The 18,968-nt window shown below is 72.3% G+C and carries 16 protein-coding genes and 1 pseudogene; 4 read left to right on the top strand and 13 right to left on the bottom strand.

The annotated features are described in order from the left end of the window. Nucleotides 1-55: 55 nt before the first annotated feature. The 7 genes from PV343_RS13450 to PV343_RS13420 all read right to left on the bottom strand — a co-directional run bounded on the left by PV343_RS13450 (nt 56) and on the right by PV343_RS13420 (nt 8,073). The gene (locus tag PV343_RS13450) at nt 56-1,483 is read right to left on the bottom strand and encodes an FG-GAP-like repeat-containing protein (protein ID WP_319147115.1); all 1,428 of its coding nucleotides are present in this window, start codon (nt 1,481-1,483) and stop codon (nt 56-58) included. 35 nt (nt 1,484-1,518) lie between these two features. Beyond that, a complete protein-coding gene (locus PV343_RS13445; protein ID WP_319147114.1) occupies nt 1,519-2,931 on the bottom strand; it encodes an FG-GAP-like repeat-containing protein in 1,413 nt (470 codons plus the stop codon). Between the two features lie 75 nt (nt 2,932-3,006). Further along, a complete protein-coding gene (locus PV343_RS13440) occupies nt 3,007-3,279 on the bottom strand; it encodes a hypothetical protein (protein WP_387953440.1) in 273 nt (90 codons plus the stop codon). Between the two features lie 285 nt (nt 3,280-3,564). Then, entirely contained in the window at nt 3,565-3,942 is a 378-nt protein-coding gene (locus PV343_RS13435; protein WP_319147113.1) for an SUMF1/EgtB/PvdO family nonheme iron enzyme, read from the bottom strand. Nucleotides 3,943-4,133: 191 nt separating this feature from the next. After that, entirely contained in the window at nt 4,134-5,369 is a 1,236-nt protein-coding gene (locus PV343_RS13430) for an acyltransferase family protein (protein ID WP_387953495.1), read from the bottom strand. Nucleotides 5,370-5,416: 47 nt separating this feature from the next. Further along, nucleotides 5,417-7,591 carry a bifunctional polysaccharide deacetylase/glycosyltransferase family 2 protein gene (locus PV343_RS13425; protein ID WP_319147111.1) on the bottom strand — a complete coding sequence of 725 codons (2,175 nt, stop codon included), beginning with the start codon at nt 7,589-7,591 and terminating at the stop codon, nt 5,417-5,419. A 26-nt stretch (nt 7,592-7,617) separates the two neighbouring features. Beyond that, complete coding sequence (locus PV343_RS13420) at nt 7,618-8,073, bottom strand: hypothetical protein (RefSeq protein WP_319147110.1); 456 nt, start codon at nt 8,071-8,073, stop codon at nt 7,618-7,620. A gap of 221 nt (nt 8,074-8,294) precedes the next feature. Between PV343_RS13420 and PV343_RS13415 the strand changes: the two genes are divergently transcribed. Together PV343_RS13415 and PV343_RS13410 are read left to right on the top strand one after the other, a co-directional pair. Next, a complete protein-coding gene (locus PV343_RS13415; protein ID WP_319147109.1) occupies nt 8,295-9,314 on the top strand; it encodes a glycoside hydrolase family 26 protein in 1,020 nt (339 codons plus the stop codon). Nucleotides 9,315-9,424: 110 nt separating this feature from the next. Next, a complete protein-coding gene (locus tag PV343_RS13410; protein ID WP_319147108.1) occupies nt 9,425-11,302 on the top strand; it encodes a PQQ-binding-like beta-propeller repeat protein in 1,878 nt (625 codons plus the stop codon). Nucleotides 11,303-11,354: 52 nt separating this feature from the next. On the opposite strand, the gene PV343_RS13405 is transcribed toward PV343_RS13410, so the two are convergent. Next, a complete protein-coding gene (locus PV343_RS13405; protein ID WP_319147107.1) occupies nt 11,355-11,783 on the bottom strand; it encodes a hypothetical protein in 429 nt (142 codons plus the stop codon). Nucleotides 11,784-11,887: 104 nt separating this feature from the next. After that, nucleotides 11,888-12,388 (bottom strand): DUF1877 family protein, encoded by a 501-nt coding sequence (locus PV343_RS13400; RefSeq protein WP_319147106.1) that lies wholly within the window; start codon nt 12,386-12,388, stop codon nt 11,888-11,890. A 159-nt stretch (nt 12,389-12,547) separates the two neighbouring features. Between PV343_RS13400 and PV343_RS13395 the strand changes: the two are divergent. Further along, a pseudogene (locus PV343_RS13395) lies at nt 12,548-12,813 on the top strand (sigma factor); the annotation flags it as partial. A gap of 32 nt (nt 12,814-12,845) precedes the next feature. On the opposite strand, the gene PV343_RS13390 reads toward PV343_RS13395, so the two are convergent. Together PV343_RS13390 and PV343_RS13385 are read right to left on the bottom strand one after the other, a co-directional pair. After that, a complete protein-coding gene (locus PV343_RS13390; protein ID WP_319147105.1) occupies nt 12,846-15,236 on the bottom strand; it encodes an excinuclease ABC subunit UvrA in 2,391 nt (796 codons plus the stop codon). Between the two features lie 143 nt (nt 15,237-15,379). Further along, entirely contained in the window at nt 15,380-15,853 is a 474-nt protein-coding gene (locus tag PV343_RS13385) for a carboxymuconolactone decarboxylase family protein (RefSeq protein ID WP_319147104.1), read from the bottom strand. Between the two features lie 258 nt (nt 15,854-16,111). On the opposite strand from PV343_RS13385, the gene PV343_RS13380 reads away from it, so the two are divergent. Next, on the top strand, nt 16,112-17,053 hold the full coding sequence (locus PV343_RS13380; RefSeq protein WP_319147103.1) for a hypothetical protein: 942 nt from the start codon (nt 16,112-16,114) through the stop codon (nt 17,051-17,053). Between the two features lie 66 nt (nt 17,054-17,119). Here the strand turns inward: PV343_RS13380 and PV343_RS13375 are convergent, their stop codons facing one another. Together PV343_RS13375 and PV343_RS13370 are read right to left on the bottom strand one after the other, a co-directional pair. Beyond that, on the bottom strand, nt 17,120-17,881 hold the full coding sequence (locus PV343_RS13375; RefSeq protein ID WP_319147102.1) for a TIGR03943 family putative permease subunit: 762 nt from the start codon (nt 17,879-17,881) through the stop codon (nt 17,120-17,122). Continuing rightward, nucleotides 17,878-18,903, bottom strand: a complete 1,026-nt coding sequence (locus PV343_RS13370; RefSeq protein ID WP_319147101.1) for a permease — start codon at nt 18,901-18,903, stop codon at nt 17,878-17,880. The genes PV343_RS13375 and PV343_RS13370 overlap by 4 nt, the downstream gene beginning before the upstream one ends. Between the last annotated feature and the right edge of the window lie 65 nt (nt 18,904-18,968).

The raw sequence follows: 18,968 nt of genomic DNA, 5'->3' as shown, positions 1-18,968 counted from the left end.
CAGATCACCTCAGCTTTCCAAGCTGAGGGCTCAGGACGCCGGAGCCAAGGCGGCGTCAGTTGTTGAGGACCGAGCCGTACCGCGGGGTGCCCGCCGTGGAAACCCCGATGGCCGACGGGCCGAAGGAGAGCGCCCCGGCCGTTGTCGGTCCGGCGGAGGCGCCGCGCAGCGACCAGACCGCGCCGTCGCCCGCGTTCTCGCCCGGGCCTCCCACGGTCAGCTCGGCGCGGTGGTCACCGGAGTGGTCGGCGAGCAGGACCCGTGCGCCGAAGCTGTCGCCCTTCTCGGCCGTGCCGGGGACGCCCGCGGTGTTCTGGGTGTACGACGCCGCGCTCTTGGTCGTCAGTCCGGAGGCGCTGCCCCGCAGAACGGTGACCGATCCGGTGCCGGAGTCCTCGCCGGACGCACCGATCGCCAGGTCCTTGAACCCGTCCCCGTCCACGTCGCCCAGGAAGACGCTGCTGCCGAAGGCGTCGCCCGCCTCGGCCGCGCCCGGCACGCCCGGCGTGTCCTGGTCGAGGACCAGCGGGGCGCGGGAGGTGTCCTCGCCGCCCGGTCCGCCGTAGACCACGGTGACCTTGCCGCCCTTGGCCCCCGCCGGGTCGGCGGAGGTCTCGGCCGGATTGCCGATGGCGATGTCGGCGTACCCGTCCTTGTCGATGTCACCGACCGCCGAGACCGTACCGGCGGGCAGTTCCTGCCACCAGTCGGTGTAGTTGCCGATGGACGGGTCGGTGACCAGGTGGGTGACGGCGGCACCGGTGCGGGGCTGTCGGCCGTGCACCACCAGGCTGGCGGACCAGGCGGGGGAGATCCGCCCGGCGGACACGGAGGTGACGCCGTACGACGGGGAGTAGGGGGCGGGGAAGCCCGCGCCCGAGCCGCCCTGGAACGAGCCGGACCGGGTGACGGGGCCGTTGACGAAGCTCAGGGCGCAGGAACCGGTGGAACCGATCACGACGTCGAGGTCGCCGTCACCGTCGAGGTCGCCCACGGCCAGGGCCTGCCCGTAGCGGTCCGTTTCCGACTTCCCGTAGTTGACGACCGTGCGAGCCCCGGAGAGCCCGGACGGGGAGCCCCAGACGGCGACCACCGCGCCGCCGTTGGTGTCGCCGTCGACGTCCTCGCCGGGCGCGCCGATCAGGAGGTCGGCGTAGCCGTCCTTGTTCAGGTCGGCGGAGGCCACGGCGCTGCCGAACGCGTCGTCCGCCTCGGCGGTGCCGGGCACGCCGGCCGTGTTCTGGGTGATCAGGGTGCGGGTGGCCGTCTTCAGCCCGGTGGAGCTGCCGTAGACGACCGAGACGGCACCCGCCTTGGACCGGCCGCCGACCGTCGCGCCGGGGGCGCCGATCGCGAGGTCGGCGCGGCCGTCGCCGTTGAAGTCGTACGGGGCGGCGGCCGCGGTCGCGTGGGCGGTGGGGACGGTCAGGGTGAGCGGGGCCAGCATGCCGGCGACGGCGACGGCGAGAACGCGTGTACGCATGGAGTTACCTCGGGGAGGCTCGGGGCGGGGGTGTGTCACTGGGCGATGGCCCAGGCGAACTCACCGATGCCCTGCACGGAGACGTCGCGGGCGCCGATGAACTTGGCGGAGTCGGTGGTCAGGCCGGAGGCGGTGCCGCGCAGGATCGTGACGGCGCCGTAGCCGTTCTCGCCGCCGGCGCCGGTGACCAGGTCGGCCTTGCCGTTCTTGTTGATGTCGACCAGCCGCACCGACTGGCCGAACTGGTCCCAGGCCTCGGAGCTGCCGGGAACGCCCGCCGTGTCCTGCGTCCAGGTCTTGACGCCCTTGGTGGTCAGGCCCGAGGCGGAGCCGAACAGGACGGTCACCGCGCCGGCCTCACCGACCGTGCCCACGTCCTCGCCGGGTGCGCCGACCGCGACGTCGCCGTAGCCGTCACCGTTGATGTCACCGGTGCTGATCGACGAGCCGAACAGGTCATCGGCCTCGCCGGCCCCGGGCACCCCCGCGGTGTCCTGGTGGATCACGGTCGGCGTCTGGGCGGGGTCGGGACCGTTCGGGCCGCCGTACCAGACGGAGATCTGGCCGCCCTTGTGGCCGGTCTTCTTGAGCGTGCTGGGGTCCGTGGGGTCGCCGAGGACCACGTCGCCGTAGCCGTCGCCGTTGATGTCACCGATCGAGCCGGGCAGACCGTCGGCGTTCGGCAGGTCCTTCATGACCTGCTTGTAGCCGTTCCAGGTGAAGTACCTGATGTCGCCGCCCTCGTCGCCGTCGACGAGGAAGGGGTAGATGCGCTCGGCGGCGCGATCGCCGTTCAGGTCGCCCGCGAACACGTTGGTGGTGGTGCCCAGTTCGCCGACACGGAGGTTGTTCACCGGGGTGCCCGTGCGCGTGAAGGGGCCCTTGTAGACGCGGGTCTGGGTCCGCCCGGTCAGGGTGACGTCGTTCTTCCCGTCCCCGTCGAAGTCGGCGACCGCGATGCCGGCCGCGAAGTTGTTCCACTCGTCGAGAGTGGACGGCTGGGGCACCACGGCGCCGCCGGACAGGCCGGACTTGCCGCCCCACAGGATGGTGGCGCTGCCCACGCCGTCCCGGTCGCCGATGGACTCGTTCGGGGCGCCCACGACGAGGTCGGAGTAGCCGTCGCCGTCGAGGTCGCCGGCGGCCAGGCTCTCGCCGAAGAGGTCCCCCGCTTCGGCGGTGCCCGGCACACCGGCGGAGTTCTGCGTGATGACGGCGCGCCTGGCGGCCGAGACGCCCGAGGACGATCCGTAGAGCACGACGACCGCACCGGCCTGCTGTGCCGTGCCGACCTGGTGGCCGGCGGCGCTCAGGGCGATGTCCAGGTAGCCGTCGCCGTTGAAGTCGCCGGCCAGACGGGAGGGCGCGGCGGCGGCGGGGGTGAGGGGCAGGGCGGTGAGCAGGCCGGTGGTCAGGATGGCAGCCAGCAGCGGGACGCGCTTACGCAAGACAGGACTCCGGGTGGGAAGAGGCCGGGCCCGCGAGGTGATGGGCCCGACCGGGATGAGCGGGACGAGGGGTGGTCAGTCGGCGAAGACGGCGCCGGACCGCGGGGCACCCGAGGCGGAGACGCCGGCGGTGGCCGTGCGGTACGGCACGACGATCCGGCCGGCGTCCTTCTGGCCGCTGACGTGGGCACCGGGTGCCGAGGTGGCGACGTCGCCGTTGAAGTCAGCCTTCGCGACCTTGGCGGAGTCCACCGCGGTCGCGGGGGAGGCGGCGAAGGTGAGCGGACCACCACCCGTCAGCGCGGCAGTGGTGGCCGTCGCGAGAGCGAGTCGGCGGTGCTTGTGCATGCTGTTTCTCCTGCGGCATGCAGGGGATGCCTGGCGGGCATCCGCAGTCGACGGGCTGCGGCTCCCCCGTGTTCGACCTGAGTTGCCCGCGGTTCACAGGAGAGCGGCGATCAGGAGACCTGGGCCGGGGCGTAAAGGTTGTACATGAGTTCGGTAATTTTTTCGGGGCTGTTGTGACCGGCTCAGGCACGGCGCCGGGATACGACACCGGCGAGCGCGAGCAACTGCGCGAGCATCGACCGGACGCTGACCGAGCGGGCGGGAGTCCGGTGCTGCGCGGCTCGTCTACGTGTGTCTCGGTGCTCGACGTCCCGGCCGGAGCGTGGTGAAGTCGTGTTGCTCGTCACGGAGGGCGGCGAGGAGCACCATCGCCGCCAGGCCGAACGCGTTCTCGGCCGCGGCCGTGCGCTCCTCGTCGGCGAAGTCGTCGAAGAACTGGTCCTCGTCCGGCCTGGCGTTCCCGAGGAAGGTCAGCGTGGTCGTGCCCGCCCGCGCCGCGTACTCCCACTGCGCCTCGCTCGGCAGCCGGAACGGCCATGTCCTCAGCAGGTCGTCCAGGTCGTCCTCCAACCTGGCCGCGGTCGTCAGCGACTCGGTGAAGCTGTCCTCGTACTTGGGGAGCCAGTGCCGTACCTGCGCCACCGTGAGCGGGTGCCGGGCCATCAGGAACGGCTCGACCCGGAACGTCCCCCGGGCACCGCCCGGAAGACCGCTCCGGAAGGGGTGTGCCGCCCAGCCGGTCGGCCGGCCACGATCTCTTCAGCCCACATGGTGGCGGACGCTGGCAGTCGGGAGTCCGGCCTCCCGGACCCGGGATCCCGTGCGCTCGGCGGAGAGACGCCTCATGTGCCCGCTCAGCGGCCCCTCCGTCGGCCCTTCGCCCGGCGGGGGTACGGGAAGAGGCGGGGGCTGCGTTTGGCGGCCACGTCTTCCATCCAGCCGAAGAGGAGGATCGCCAGGCAGATCAGGGGGACGGCTATCGCCAGGGGCGTCCACTGGCTCATGAGCAGCCACTGGGCGTGGTGGTAGAAGAAGTCGTTGCTCCACAGCGGGTCGATCAGGGGCTCGGTGAGGACCAGGGCGAACGAGTGCCACAGGTACACCGAGACCGCGCGCGAGTTGAGCAGGCTGATCACGCCGTTGAACCGCTCCAGCGGCTTGGGCCACCGTTCCCAGGAGGGGCTCAGGTGGAGCAGCAGCAGCACCGCGCCGAACGACCAGATCGCCTGGGCGACCGGGACCGCCTCCAGGTCGTGCCCGGTCCGGGGGTCGTCCACCGGTGACTGCATCAGCCACCAGAAGCCGAACATGAGCACCAGCGGGGCGATGGACGGGACGACGTACTGGGGGATCTTGCGGAGCAGGCCCTCCGCGTGGGCCATGCCGAGCAGCCAGCAGGCGCCGAAGGTGGTGAAGTCGGTGGCGGCCTCCATCAGCCGGCCGGACTGGTCGACCAGGCCGGAGTTGATGAAGACGGCGAGCGCCAGCGGCACCAGCAGGGTGACCCAGGGCAGCTTGCGCATCGCCTTGAGCATGAGCGGCGACAGCAGGACGTACCAGAGGTAGGCGCGCAGGTACCAGAGCGGGACGCAGATCTGTTCGGCCCAGGAGCTCGGCAGGTGCCCGCCGAAGGTGTGCAGCGTGGCCCCGAACGGCGGCTCGCTGAACGGCAGGATCCAGTAGAGCAGGTCGCCGTACCACCAGTTGGGGTGGTGCGGGTCGGGCCGCCAGCCCTCCAGGAACATCAGCGGCACCACGACCGCGCCGAACAGCCACATCGGCGGCAGCAGCCGGCGCAGTCGGCCGCGGATCACGCTCAGCGCCGGCCGCTTGAGGGACCGCACCATCAGCGACCCGGCCAGCGCGAACATGACGCCCATGGAGGGGAAGACGATCGGCAGCCAGGTCCAGCTGAAGTTGTGGTAGACGACCACGCGGACCAGGGCGAGCGCCCGCAGCAGGTCGAGGTAGCGGTCGCGGCCGGGCTTGCGCGCGGCCGCCGGGGCGGCCTCCTCAGGTGCCTCGGGCGCCTGGGGTTCCGCGGTGCGCTGCGTGGGGAACACGGCCGGGTCCATCACCCGCAGGGCCATGGTCTCGGAGGAGTCCTGGATGCCGTAGGCACCTGGTTCCACGGTACTCACGAAGACATCGCCCCCGTCGTGACGTCGAGCCCGACCTCACCGGTGCGGCGCAGCTTCTGCCAGCGCAACCGGCCTCCGGTCAGAGCGGTGATGGCGGACTGCAGCAGCACCATGTACATGAGCACCCGGTAGACCACCTGTTGGGCGGGCAGCGTGATCAGGTGCCACGCCTTCTCCTTGTCCAGGTGGAAGGACCACCAGGCGCAGACGGCCTGCAGCGCCATCACGGCGAACCACGCGGCCAGGGTCTTGTAGGCGTCGACGAAGACCACGCCGTAGACCATGCCGATGTCGATGGCGGGCGCGAGCAGCGGGGTGATCACCATGAACAGGGCCACGAAGGGCAGTCCCACCCGGCCGAAGTGGCCGGCCGGACCGCGCTCCAGCAGCGAGTGCCGGTGCTTCCACATCGCCTGCATGGTGCCGTAGCTCCAGCGGTAGCGCTGCGACCACAGCTGCTTCATGCTGACGGGCGCCTCGGTCCAGGCGCGGGCGTCCTCGGCGTAGACGACCTTCCAGCCGGCCCGGTGCAGGGCCATGGTCACGTCGGTGTCCTCGGCGAGCGTGTCGTCGCTCATGCCGCCCGCCTGCTCCAGTGCCGTACGGCGGAAGCCGCCCACGGCGCCGGGGATCGTCGGCATGCAGTTGAGCACGTCGTACATGCGGCGGTCGAGGTTGAAGCCCATCACGTACTCGATGTGCTGCCAGGCGCCGATCAGCGTGTCGCGGTTGCCGACCTTGGCGTTGCCGGCCACCGCGCCGACGCGCGGGTCGCCGAAGGGCTGCACCAGTTCCCGGACGGTGGACGGTTCGAAGACGGTGTCGCCGTCCATCATGACGATCAGGTCGTACGAGGCGGCGGCCACACCGGTGTTGAGGGCGGCCGGCTTGCCGCTGTTGGGCTGCCGGATCAGCCGGACCATGGGCAGGTCCAGCTCCTCCACGATGGCGGAGGTGTCGTCGGTCGAACCGTCGTCGACCACGATGACCTCGATGGGGTGGTCGCTTCTGGCCAGGGAGAGCAGGGTGTTGGTGATGCACTCCTGCTCGTTGTACGCGGGCACGACCACGGTGACCGGTTCGGTGACCGGGTCGCCCCAGGAGAAGCCCTTCTTGCGGGTGCGCCGCACATGGACGGCGGAGAGCACCAGCATCAGCGCGAACCGCGCCATGACGAGTACACCGATGACGGCGAGCAGACCGACCAGCCACGGCATCAGCCACACCGAGGCGGTGGTGCACCACAGGAACGCCTTGCCGACCCACAGGCTGAAGCTGCTGACCTCGGTGTTGGCGGAGCCGGTGCCCAGCGCCTCGCCGATGGTCTTGAAGGTGTAGCCCTGGGCCTTGAGCTTGTCGATGATGACCGGCAGCGCGGCCAGCGTCTCGGCCCGGTCGCCGCCCGCGTCGTGCAGCAGGATCATCTGGCCCTGGCCGGGGAGGTCGGGCATGGCGGCCTTGACGATGGAGTCGACGCCGGGGCGCTTCCAGTCGTCGGTGTCCTTGTCGATGAAGGCGGTCAGGTACCCCTCGGAGCCGGCCTGCTTGGTCACCGGCCACGACCAGTCGTCCAGCGCGTCCACGGTGGAGGAGTAGGGCGGGCGGAACAGGCTGGAGTGGATGCCGGCGACGCCGGCCAGGGCGAGCTGGGTCTCGCCCAGTTCCCAGGTGAGCCGGCTGCCGGAGTGCAGCGCGAGGTCGGGGTGGGTGAAGGTGTGCAGACCGATCTCGTGGCCGCCGGCCACGATCTGGCGGATCAGCGCCGGGTTGCGGGTGACCATCGAGCCGGTGACGAAGAAGTCGGCGCGGATGTCCTCGTCCTGGAGCACCTTGAGGATCTTCGGCGTCCACCGGGCGGACGGGCCGTCGTCGAAGGACAGGACGACGGTCTTGTCCGGGATCGTGTAGTTGACCGGTTCGTCGTTCTTGTCGCCGCGCGCGTCGACGACCGGGCCGCCCTCCAGCACGCTGGTCGGGACGGTCTTCTTGTCCACGGAGACGGCGATGCGCTCGTCGTGGAAAACCTCGTTGTTCGCCATGCCCCGGAGCACCATCAGCGCCAGCAGGGTCGCCAGTACGGTCACCGGCAGGAAGAAACGCAGGGGTGGTGCGGCGAGTCGGCGCGGCCGGGCGATGGACTGCCGGGAGCGTTGACGGCGGGAGCGGGACATGGACTTCCTGGTCGGTCGCGTCTGAACTACTGCGCGGGGGCGGTCACGGAGCTCGACGCTCCCGTGCCGGCCGCCGTCGTGGCGGGGAGCGACGCGGTGGCGTCGGGGGTGAGCGCCGGTGCGGTGGCGGTCGCGGTGCCGGGCACCGCCGTAACTCCCGCCGCGCCGACGGGGACTGACGCGGTGGCGTCGGGGAGGGCCGCTGTAGCGGTGGTGGTGCCCTGGCCGGCCCCGGCGGCGCCGGGGGCCGCGGGCAGCGGCGCGTTCAGGTACTGGCTGGGCGGCGTGGTGTCCGCGGTGCGGGGGACGGTGAGCCCGGGTGCCTGCGACTGGGTGCCGACCAGGCCGAAGATCATCGCCACCACGAATCCGGTGCAGACGATGCCCAGCAGCCAGCCGAGCCCGCGCAGTCGGCGTCCGCGCAGACCGGTCTGGTCCACAAAGACGGGTGCCGGCTCGACCTCCGTGGAGGTACTGGTCATCGGCAGCTCGAGCCTTCTTTCAGGGTGTTACGACTGCAGGCTCGGCGCCGCCGAAAGCAGTGAGGTGCGGAAATGCTGAGAATACTTATGAATTGGGGAGTAAATGGACACCAGCCAAGCTGTCCGGAATCATCTAACTAGATTAATATGAAGATTCAGTGAATGTCACGCGGGTCTCGTAGAGTTGCATGACGCCGCACCCTCCTTTTACCTCCTGTTCGATGGGACCCGCACGTATGGCCATATCCCGCCGCCGCAACCGCCTCACGGTCGCCGCGCTCCTCATGGCCGCCGTGACACTCCTGGTGGACGCCTGCGGCAGCGGGGAAAGCGGCGCCGGGCCGGGCAAGGCCACCACCGCGGCCACGCACTTCGAGGTCTCGTCCCTGCGCGAGCCGTCCGGCCGCGCGCTGGGCGTCGTCGACGACAAGACGCCCTGGCAGTACGGCATCGTCGACTCCTTCACCAAGGAGGCCGGGCGGGCCCCCGACATCCGCGAGTACTACAGCTCCTGGAGCGACGACTTCGACACGGAGGGCAACGCCTTCCTGTGGCAGCACGGCCAGTTGCCCATGATGGCGCTGGTGCCCTCCGACGTCGCGCTCGCCGACATCGCCCAGGGCAAGGAGGACGCGTACATCCGCCGGCTGGCGGGACAGATCGCTGCCTACGACGGCCCGCTGGCCCTCTCCTTCGCCGGCGAGATGAACGGTCCGTGGAACTCCTGGGGCCCCAAGCACACCAAGGCCGCCGACTTCGTCGCGGCGTGGAAGCACGTGCACGAGGTCTTCGCCGCACAGCACGTCACCAACGTGCTCTGGGTGTGGACCCCGCACGTGGTCGACTCGGGCACCCCGGCCGAGTTGCGCCCCTACTACCCGGGCGACGCCTACGTCGACTGGGTCGGCCTCATCGGCTACTACGGACCGATCGACGGCGTCGCCTTCTCCAGCCTGTTCACCCCCTCCCTGCACCAGATCGCCGCCTTCTCCCACAAGCCGGTGCTGATCGCGGAGACCGGCGTGGCGGAGAGCGGCCAGAAGCAGGCGCGCATCCGCGACCTGTTCCGGGGTGCCGCGAAAGCCGGTGTCATCGGGCTCGTCTGGTACGACCAGCGCAAGGACTGGCCGGGCGGCAAGCAGTTGATGGACTGGCGGATCAGCACCTCGATGGGGGCGCTCGCCGCGTTCAAGGTGGAGTCGGGCCGCTACGGCTTCGGTCACTCGTTCAAGACCGGCTGATCCAGGGGCAGACGGGGAAGTCCGGGCGCAGGGCCGCACGGAACGACATTTATCGTGGCGCATCACTGCGGCTGACGCATGCGGATGCCCGACCAGGGGAGATCACGGAGATGACGACGGAATCGTCGCCGGGCCAGGGGGCTCCGCAGGAGGACGGCTGGGCCTTCCGGCCCCGCAGGTCGGCGGCGGGCCCGCAGCCCTACGGGGGACGGCGGCAGCCGGAGCCGGCCGCGCCGTGGGACGAACAGTCGTCGGACGCGACGTGGGACGACCGGTCGTCGGACGTGGCGTGGGACGGCGGGGCGCCGGGCGAGCGGTACGGCGCGTCGACGGGCGAGCGGTACGGCGCCTCGTCGGACCAGCGGTACGACACCTCGTCGGCCGCGCCGTGGGACGGCCGGGCGGGGGCCGGGCGGCACGGCGGAGCGTCGGGCGAGCCCTACGGCGGTGCGGCGGCCGGACCCTGGGACGGCCGGCCGGTGGCCGAGCGGTACGGCACGCCGTCGGCCGCGTCGTGGGACAGCCGGGCTTCGGACGGACCGGGGGACGGCAGGTCGCCGGGCGAGCCGTCCGGCAGGTCCGCCGGCACGCGGTGGGACTCCACCATGCCGCTGCGGTTCCCCGAGCCCCGCACCGGTGCCCACGAGGACCTGCCCGAGCCGGAGCGCCGGACACCCCTGCGCCGCCCCGAGCCGGCCGCCGCGCGACCGGAGCCGCAGCCGCAGCCACTTGCCGACGCGAACGGCAGAAAGGCCGGGAAGGCCGGGAAGACCAAGCGGGGCGGCAGGATCGCGCTCGTCCTCGCCGTCCTCGTCGCCGCCGGCGGGGCCGCGGCCGTCATGTTCAGGCAGGAGGAGGCCCTCGCCGTCGCCTCGAAGAACCTGACGCAGGCGTGGCAGATACCGGCGCCGGCCGCCGACGACGCGCTGGTCGGCAGCTGGCTCACCGACAAGCTGCTCGTCCGGGCGAGCACCCGGGGCGGCCTGCGGGCCTACGGCCTCACCGACGGCAAGGAGGTGTGGCGCTCCGCGTCCTCCGCCACCGCCGCCCAGCGCGGTGCCGTCCCCTGCGGGATGTCCCCGACGCTCAGCGCCCAGGGCATCGGCACGGTCGCCTTCGGCAAGGACGGCAGTACCTGCACCTGGCTGGCCGGCGTCCGGGCGTCCACCGGCAAGATCCTCTGGTCCATGCCGCTGACCAGCAAGAGGCATCCGGCGGCGGCGACCGCCACGACCTATGTGCAGGGCAGTGTCGCCACCGTCGTCAGCGAGAACTTCCTCGGCGGTGTGGACGTCCGCACCGGCAGCCGCGTGTGGGGTTACAAGGCCCGCGGTCACTACTGCAACGCCTACGACTGGGGCGCGAACGGCGTCGTGCTGGTGGACGACTACTGCCTCGACCAGAAGACCAGGTTCACCCTGACCTCGTACGACGGGAAGACCGGGAAGGTGATCTGGCGGAAGTCCGAGAAGGCCCACTCGGACGTGACGCACATCCTGTCCGGCTCGCCGCTGGTCGCCGCCGTCCACACGGCACGCCAGGACGCCGTGCGGGTCCTCGGCACCACCGGGACCGGCCGCAAACTGGCCGTGGGCGACGACGAACTCACGCCCGGCAACGACTCCGGCGCCGACCACTCCGCCCGGCTCTACGGCGACGTCCTGGTCACCCCGGCGTCGTCCGCCGGCAAGGCGGTGCTCGACGGCTTCGACACCAGGACCGGCCGCAAGCTCTGGACCCTGCGCTCCGCGGCACTCGCCGTCCCCGCGTCCGGCGCGGACGGCAAGGTGTACGCGGTCGCCGCGTCCGGCACCCCGCAGTTCGTCACCATCGACCCGCGCACCGGTCGCACCACCCCGGTCGCGGGACTGCCGGTGGGAACGGGCAAGTGGAACTTCGGCGCCGGCACGGTGTACGTCACCCCGGACGGCGGCGTGCTCGAACTCAACGCCCTCGGCTCGAACGGCGGCGTACGGCTCTACCGGTAGGGCGCGGCGTTCAGGGGCCAGGCCGGGTGGGGTCGGGCCCCTGGTCAGCGCTTCAGTGGGGTTCCTTTCGTCTGCTGCGGACGACCCAGGTCGCTCCGCCGATGGCCAGGGCTATCGGCCACTCCAGGGCTCCCGCCACGGTCAGGGCTCCGAGGCCGCCGTAGAAGAGCATGTCGCGGGCCGGCACCTTCTGCAGGCTCGCGGGCAGGTTCTCCACGCTCGGGTACGGGACCGGGACCGCGGGGTGGAACGTGCGAGTGTGCAGGTGCAGGCCCGTGCCGTCGGGGTGGCCCTGTCCGGGGCGTGCCCGCTGGGCCCGCGCGGGTCCGGTCGGTGTCCGCCCGCTCCGGGTCCCGTGCCGCGCCTTCTCCGCCCGCACGCGCTCCGCGGGCTCCATCGTGGTCAGGGCGGCGTCGGAGTACCTCCTGCGGGCCCGTTCCCGCTCGGCGGGCTCGAGCACGGTCTGAGCTGCCGTAACCATCCCGTCTCCTCCTCTCCTGCGAGTCGGTCGGGTTCTCCCTTCCATGGTCGCTCGCCGCACGGCGAGCCTCCTGGCGAGGGGCGCGGGATTTGCCGGATCCGCGGTCAGTCCTGCTCGGCCAGCCACTTCACGACCGCTTCACCGTGCCCGGCCGTCCGCGCGTAGAACGCCGTCAGCTCCCGGTGCGCCGCCGCGAACGCCCCGCGGGCCTCGGGCTCCGCGTCCGCGCCGCCGTAGCGGGGCAGCAGTTCGTCCCGGGCGCTCCCCCACAGCGCCGCGAAGTCGGCCGTCGCCAGGAAGTCCGACACCTGGTGCACCTGGGCCGCCGTCAGGACCAGGAACGGCTGCCGGTGCGGGTCGGGGTGGAGGACCGGCCGGCCGCCGAGCACGACCTGGGACCCCGGCCCGGCCGGGGTGGGGTGCGGGGTGCCGCCGGAGTACAGGACCTCCTGGTCCGGGCGGCATCGGTCGTGTACCTCGGCGCGGTGCCGGCCGGTGCGCCGGCAGACCGTCCGCAGGTCGTCATGGAACAGCCGTTCCAACCAGGTGACGCTGTTGCGCAGTGCCGGCGGCGGCACCGCTCTCAGGTGCAGGTACGTGCTCATCACAGAAGGAGCGCACGGGGGCGGCGAAGCATCACACCGCCGGGCTCACCTGCGCCGTGGGAGCCCTGGTGTCCGTGACGCCTCTGTGAGGGCGCGCGCTGGGAGACGTGAGGGCCGTCGGCGTGACCCGGACGCGCCGACGGCGACGGACCGCTGTGGGACGTGGCCCCCGACGCCTGGCTGGAGACAGCCCGCGACCTGGGGCGGTTCCGGGGGGACGGCGCCGGTTTCCGAGGCTGGACGGCCGCCTCGCACGGCACCGGGCCCTTGACCACCTGCGCCGCCGGCGGGTACGGCCCCGGTCCGCGGCGATCGAGCAGGACCTGCTGGAGCTGCCCGGCCCGCGCAGCACCTGTGACCAGGCACTGGAGTCCCTCTCGACCGAGTGGCCGCTGGAACAAGGGCGACGGCAACGGCGACGACAGCCGTTGACGTCCGCCGGACAGCCCGCTTCCCCTCACGCCCCCACGTAAGCCGCCAGATGCTCGGCCGTGACGGTCGTGCGGGCCCGCACCAGGTCGGCGGGAGTGCCCTCGAAGACGACCCGGCCGCCGTCGTGGCCGGCGCCGGGGCCCAGGTCGATGATCCAGTCCGCGTGGGCCATGACCGCCTGGTGGTGCTCGACGACGATGACCGACTTGCCGGAGTCGACCAGGCGGTCCAGCAGGCCGAGCAGTTGCTCGACGTCGGCGAGGTGGAGGCCGGCGGTGGGCTCGTCCAGGACGTAGACGCCGCCCTTGTCCGCCATGTGCGTGGCCAGCTTGAGCCGCTGCCGCTCGCCGCCGGACAGCGTGGTGAGCGGCTGCCCGATGGTGAGGTAGCCGAGGCCCACGTCGGCCAGTCGCCGCAGGATGCGGTGGGCGGCCGGGATGTGGGCGTCGCCCGCGCCGAAGAACTCCTCGGCCTCGGTCACCGACATCGCCAGCACCTCGCTGATGTCGCGGCCGCCGAGGTGGTAGTCGAGGACCGACGCCTCGAACCGCTTCCCGTCGCACTCCTCGCAGGTGGTGGCGACGCCGGCCATCATCGCCAGGTCGGTGTAGACGACGCCGGCACCGTTGCAGGTGGGGCAGGCGCCCTCGGAGTTGGCGCTGAACAGCGCCGGCTTCACGCCGTTGGCCTTGGCGAACGCCTTGCGGATCGGTTCGAGCAGTCCGGTGTACGTCGCCGGGTTGCTGCGGCGCGAGCCGCGGATCGGGCTCTGGTCGATCGACACCACGCCCGCGCCGGCCGGGATCGACCCGTGCACGAGCGAGCTCTTGCCGGAGCCGGCGACACCGGTGACGACGGTGAGCACGCCGAGCGGGACGTCGACGTCGACGTCGCGCAGGTTGTGCGTGGAGGCGCCGCGGATCTCCAACGCGCCGGTGGGCTCGCGCACCGTCTCCTTGAGGGCCGCGCGGTCGTCGAAGTGGCGCCCGGTGATGGTGCCGCTGGTCCGCAGCCCGTCGACGGTGCCCTCGAAGCAGACCGTGCCGCCCGCCGAGCCGGCACCGGGGCCGAGGTCCACGACGTGGTCGGCGATCGCGATGACCTCCGGCTTGTGCTCCACGACGAGCACCGTGTTCCCCTTGTCCCGCAGCCGCAGCAGCAGGTCGTTCATCCGCTGGATGTCGTGCGGGTGCAGGCCCGTGGTGGGCTCGTCGAAGACGTAGGTGACGTCGGTGAGCGAGGAGCCGAGGTGGCGGATCATCTTGGTGCGCTGCGCCTCGCCGCCCGACAGGGTGCCCGCCGGCCGGTCGAGGGAGAGGTAGCCGAGGCCGATCTCCACGAACGAGTCGAGGGTGTCCCCCAGCGCCTCCAGCAGCGGCGCCACCGAGGGCTCGTCGAGGTCCCGCACCCAGGCGGCCAGGTCGCTGATCTGCATCGCGCAGGCGTCGGCGATGCTGATGCCCCTGATCTTCGAGGACCGGGCGCCCTCGTTGAGCCGGGTGCCGTCGCAGTCGGGGCAGGCGGTGAAGGTGACCGCGCGGTCCACGAACTCGCGGATGTGCGGCTGCATGCCCTCGCGGTCCTTGGCGAGCATCGACTTCTGGATCCGCGGGATCAGACCCTCGTAGGTCATGTTGATGCCGGCGATCTTCATCCTGGTCGGCTCGCGGCGGAGGAAGTCGTGCAGCTCCTGCTCGCTGAAGGTGCTGATCGGCTTGTCCGGGTCGAAGAAGCCCGACTCGGCGTAGAGCCGCGAGTTCCAGCCGCCTCCCTTGTAGCCGGGAACCGTGATGGCGCCCTCGGTAAGGGACTTGGAGGCATCGTAGAGCTGGGTGAGGTCGAGGTCGGTGACCGTGCCCCGGCCCTCGCAGCGTGGGCACATGCCGCCGGTGATGCTGAAGCTGCGCCGCTCCTTGACGGTCTGCCCGGCGCGCTGCACGGTGACCGCGCCCGCCCCGCTGATGGAGGCGACGTTGAAGGAGAACGCCTTGGGCGAGCCGATGTGCGGGGTGCCGAGCCGGCTGAACAGGATCCGCAGCATCGCGTTGGCGTCGGTGGCGGTGCCGACCGTGGAGCGGGGGTCGGCGCCCATCCGCTGCTGGTCGACGGTGATCACGGTGGTCAGCCCGTCGAGCACGTCGACCTCGGGCCGGGCCAGCGTGGGCATGAAGCCCTGGACGAAGGCGCTGTACGTCTCGTTGATCAGCCGCTGCGACTCCGCGGCGACGGTGTCGAAGACCAGGGAGCTCTTGCCCGACCCGGAGACGCCGGTGAACACCGTCAGCCGGCGTTTGGGGAGGGCGACGCTGACGTCCTTGAGGTTGTTCTCGCGCGCGCCGTGCACCCGGATCAGATCGTGGCTGTCGGCGGCGTGCTGCTCGGCCGTCCGCGGGTCCGTGCTCGTGGCCATGCTCATCCTGTCCCCATCTTCTCCGTCGGCTCGCCCGGTTCACGCTAGCCCTCGCCCAGGGCCGGCGCTTCTCGATTCCTGACGGATCTCCGGCCGCTCCGCCCGGCCGGCCCGGGGCCCACCGCGGTGGGCCCGGCCGGCCGCCGCGGTCAGCCGAACTGGCCGGGCTGGTAGTCGCCGGCCGGCTGCTGGACGATGACGTTCAGCCGGTTGTAGGCGTTGATCAGGGCGATGAGCGAGACCAGGGCGGCGAGCTGGTCCTCGTCGTAGTGCTTGGCGGCGTTCGCCCACGCCTCGTCCGTCACGCCACCGGCCGCGTCGGCGATGCGGGTGCCCTGCTCGGTCAGTTCGAGGGCGGCGCGCTCGGCGTCGGTGAAGACCGTGGCCTCGCGCCAGGCGGCGACCAGGTTCAGGCGGACCGAGGTCTCCCCGGCGTGGGTGGCGTCCTTGGTGTGCATGTCGGTGCAGAAGCCGCAGCCGTTGATCTGGCTGGCGCGGATCTTCACCAGTTCCTGCGTCGCGGCCGGCAGCGCCGAGTCCACGACCGCCTTGCCGGCCGAGTTGATGTACCGCAGGAACTTGCCGGCGACCGGGTTGGCGAAGAGGTTCAAACGAGCGTCCATCGTGCTCTCCTATGCCGTGTGTGGGGGCTACACCTGAACGACGGAACCGATCGGCGTGATGTGACAGCCGTGAAGGTGACCCGCGTCACGTCCGCCCGGGTGCGCAGGAATCCTCGGAGAATGTGCGCAGGAGTGCCACACGGGGAGCACACGGTCTTCAGCAAGCATCGTTAGCGTGACTGGCCGCTCGATCCCACGTGCGAACGTGGCCAGGCCCCGGCCGAGGCCGCAGGCGCAGTCGACTCAGGAAGACCGCAAATGGACTACTGCTCCTCGTGCCGTCGGCATCTGAACGGCGCCCTGGTGTGCCCCGGGTGCGGCGCCTACGCCCCGGACATCGCTCCCCCCGCGACCGTCTCCATGCCCGCGTCCCGGCCGGCGTCGGGGGCCGGGAGGCCGAGCGCGGCGCCTGGCGGAACGGCCGGCCGGGCGGACGCCTTTGGCGGCTCGTGGTTCGACGGCGGTCTCCCCGGCGGCGGCGGTCTGCCCGAGGAGCCGGTGCCGGCCGGGCCGGAGGAGCCCGCGCACCCGCTGCCGGACGCCGACGTGGCCGGGCCGCCGCCCGCGTCGCGGGGGCGGGCGGCCCGGCGCCGTCAACTGGCCCGGTGGAAGAAGAACAAGCGGCGGGCCGCGGTCGCGACCACCATCGCGCTCGTCGGCGGCGGGCTGACCCTGGCCTCGCTCGACCGGCAGTCCCCCGCCCGGGCCCAGGCGGCCTCGGCGCCGGACGAGCGCGGCATGGGCTCCGTCGGCGGGCAGGCCACCGCCGACGCCGAGCCGGAGCCGGCGCCGCCGGGCACACACGCGTCGCCGGGCACCGCGCACCCCGCGCACGCCAAGGCGGCCGAGGCCGCCCGGCACCACGGAAGCCTCGCCGCACCCCGGACGGCTCCGTCGGACACCCACCCGGACGCCGCCGCCACACCGCTGCCCGCACAGGCCCCGGCCGCACGGCAGCACGCCGTCGCCCCCGTCTCCGGCGGCACGTCCGGCCACGACACCACGACCGGCACGACCACGGGCACCGCCACCACCAGCGGTGCCGGCACCGGCACCGGCAGCACGGCCCAGCAGCAGCCGGCCCCCGCCGCCACGCCCTCCAGTGGCGGCACGACGGACTCGTCGGCGCCCCGGACCAGCCCCTCCCCCGCGGCGACCTCGCCGTCCCAGCTCTGCCTGCTCGTGGTGTGCCTGGGCTGACGGCGTCCCCGGCCCCGGGCTCCCGCCCGCTCGCACCGGCTCACGCCGACCTCCGCCCGCTCCCGCTCAGTTGTTCCAGGTCTCGTCGTACGGGTCGTGCGGGGTCGGCACGGGGCGGGCGGAGACGACTTCCAGGTACGGGATCGGGCCGTTGTTGACCGGGTCGTGCATCAGACCGGGGCGGTAGGTGCCGGTGACCTCCAGCCAGGCGTCCGGCCGCAGGACCGGCGGCAGCTTGCCGGTCAGCGCGATCTTCACCGGCTGGGCGTCCGCCGCACAGCAGTTGAGGGCCATGCGGACCAGGAAGGGCGCTCCGCCGCGGTCCAGGGCGAGGAAGCCGGTGACCCGGACGGGGCGGCCGTGCAGGGAGTTTCCGTGGCCGTAGGCCGCGCGTGACGCGTAGTCGACCACGCTGAGCGGGACGGGGTCGGACGTCGACAACTTCCCGTAGCCGTACGGCTGTTTCAGGGCCGTTCCGCTGCGCAGCGCGCTGTAGGAACCCAGGGCGGGCGGGGCGACGAGGATGAGGGAGAGCAGCGGCAGCACGAGCAGCCACGAGATGCGGGGCTCGGGGTGGGCGTGGGCGTGGGCCTCTTCGGTCCCCTCCTCGGTGCCGTGGGCCGCGTGTTCGGTGCCGTGGGCCGCGCGGGCGCGCTTGCGCTCGTACCAGACCGTCGCCACGGCCGCCGCGATCAGCACCGCGCCCGAGGCGAGCAGCAGCGGTCGCAGGCCCGCCTTGACGTAGCGCAGGTACAGGTCGGTGGCGCCCGCGTGCAGCAGGGCGGCGCCGAGCAGGAACATCACCGCCGCCTGGGCCTGGCGGTTCACAGGAGCACCGCCCCGGTCAGGACCGCGCCCGCGACGGCCACCACGAAGGTGGCGGGCGCGAAGCGGAGCGCGAAGGAACGGCCGAAGGTGCCCGCCTGCATCGCGAAGAGCTTGAGGTCGATCATGGGGCCCACCACCAGGAACACCAGCTTGGCCGTCAGGGAGAACTGGGTGAGGGAGGCGGCGACGAACGCGTCCGCCTCCGAGCAGATGGACAGGAGCACGGCGAGCGCGGCGAGGGCGAGCACGGAGACGAGGGGGTTGTCGGCCGCCGTGCGCAGCCAGGTCGCCGGGACGACCGCCTTCAGCGTGGCCGCGGCCATCGCGCCGAGGACCAGGAAGCCACCCGCGTGCACGGCGTCGTGGCGGACCGAGTTCCAGAACGCCTCGCCCTTGGTGGCGCCCTCGTGCGCGCCGTGGGCCGGCGGCCGCAGCCAGTCCGTGCGGCCCAGGCGCTGCCACAGCCAGCCCATCGCGCAGGCGACGAGGAGGCCGCCGAGGAGCCGGCCCACCACCATCTCCGGGTCGCGGGGGAAGGCGACGGCCGTGGCGGTCAGGACGATCGGGTTGATCGCGGGGGCGGAGAGCAGGAAGGCGATGGCCGCCGCCGGGGTCACCCCCCGGCGCACCAATGCCCCGGCCACCGGGACGGATGCGCACTCGCAGCCCGGCAGCACCGCGCCCGCGATCCCGGCCACCGGCACCGCCAGGGCGGGGCGGCTCGGCAGGGCGCGGGCGAAGAAGGACGGGGGCACGAAGACCGCGATCGCCGCCGAGAGCAGGACGCCGAGGACGAGGAAGGGCAGCGCCTGCACGGTCACGGCCACGAAGACCGTCATCCAGCTCTGCATCAGGGGGGTGCCGAGCAGCCCGCGGATCGGGGACTGGGCGAGCACCGCCAGCAGCAGCGTCATGGTCAGGACCAGCGGTGAACTGAGGTGCCGCCCTTCGCGGCCGCCGTCCGGCGGGTGCGCCGGGCTGTGCGCCGGCGCGGCGGGCGGGGCGTCCTCGGTGATGGCCACGGATGGGTACCTCCGGCTGTGTGCTCCCGCTTGCTCCGTCTCCCGTCCTGGGTACGCGGCCGGGG

The sequence above is a fragment of the Streptomyces sp. WI03-4A genome (genome assembly GCF_033792105.1).
Taxonomy (GTDB): Bacteria; Actinomycetota; Actinomycetes; order Streptomycetales; family Streptomycetaceae; genus Streptomyces; species Streptomyces collinus_A.
Note: the sequence above shows the minus strand (reverse complement) of the source record. Positions and strands in the feature narration are given on the sequence as shown.

Bases quoted from the DNA above. Each gene is read 5' to 3' on its own strand.
- PV343_RS13405 (WP_319147107.1), bottom strand. From the start codon at position 11,783: ATGGTTACGGCAGCTCAGACCGTGCTCGAGCCCGCCGAGCGGGAACGG.
- PV343_RS13450 (WP_319147115.1), bottom strand. From the start codon at position 1,483: ATGCGTACACGCGTTCTCGCCGTCGCCGTCGCCGGCATGCTGGCCCCG.
- PV343_RS13420 (WP_319147110.1), bottom strand. From the start codon at position 8,073: ATGACCAGTACCTCCACGGAGGTCGAGCCGGCACCCGTCTTTGTGGAC.
- PV343_RS13380 (WP_319147103.1), top strand. From the start codon at position 16,112: ATGGACTACTGCTCCTCGTGCCGTCGGCATCTGAACGGCGCCCTGGTG.
- PV343_RS13440 (WP_387953440.1), bottom strand. From the start codon at position 3,279: ATGCACAAGCACCGCCGACTCGCTCTCGCGACGGCCACCACTGCCGCG.
- PV343_RS13430 (WP_387953495.1), bottom strand. From the start codon at position 5,369: ATGGCCCTGCGGGTGATGGACCCGGCCGTGTTCCCCACGCAGCGCACC.
- PV343_RS13400 (WP_319147106.1), bottom strand. From the start codon at position 12,388: ATGAGCACGTACCTGCACCTGAGAGCGGTGCCGCCGCCGGCACTGCGC.
- PV343_RS13435 (WP_319147113.1), bottom strand. From the start codon at position 3,942: ATGGCCCGGCACCCGCTCACGGTGGCGCAGGTACGGCACTGGCTCCCC.
- PV343_RS13415 (WP_319147109.1), top strand. From the start codon at position 8,295: ATGGGACCCGCACGTATGGCCATATCCCGCCGCCGCAACCGCCTCACG.
- PV343_RS13410 (WP_319147108.1), top strand. From the start codon at position 9,425: ATGACGACGGAATCGTCGCCGGGCCAGGGGGCTCCGCAGGAGGACGGC.
- PV343_RS13425 (WP_319147111.1), bottom strand. From the start codon at position 7,591: ATGTCCCGCTCCCGCCGTCAACGCTCCCGGCAGTCCATCGCCCGGCCG.
- PV343_RS13385 (WP_319147104.1), bottom strand. From the start codon at position 15,853: ATGGACGCTCGTTTGAACCTCTTCGCCAACCCGGTCGCCGGCAAGTTC.
- PV343_RS13390 (WP_319147105.1), bottom strand. From the start codon at position 15,236: ATGAGCATGGCCACGAGCACGGACCCGCGGACGGCCGAGCAGCACGCC.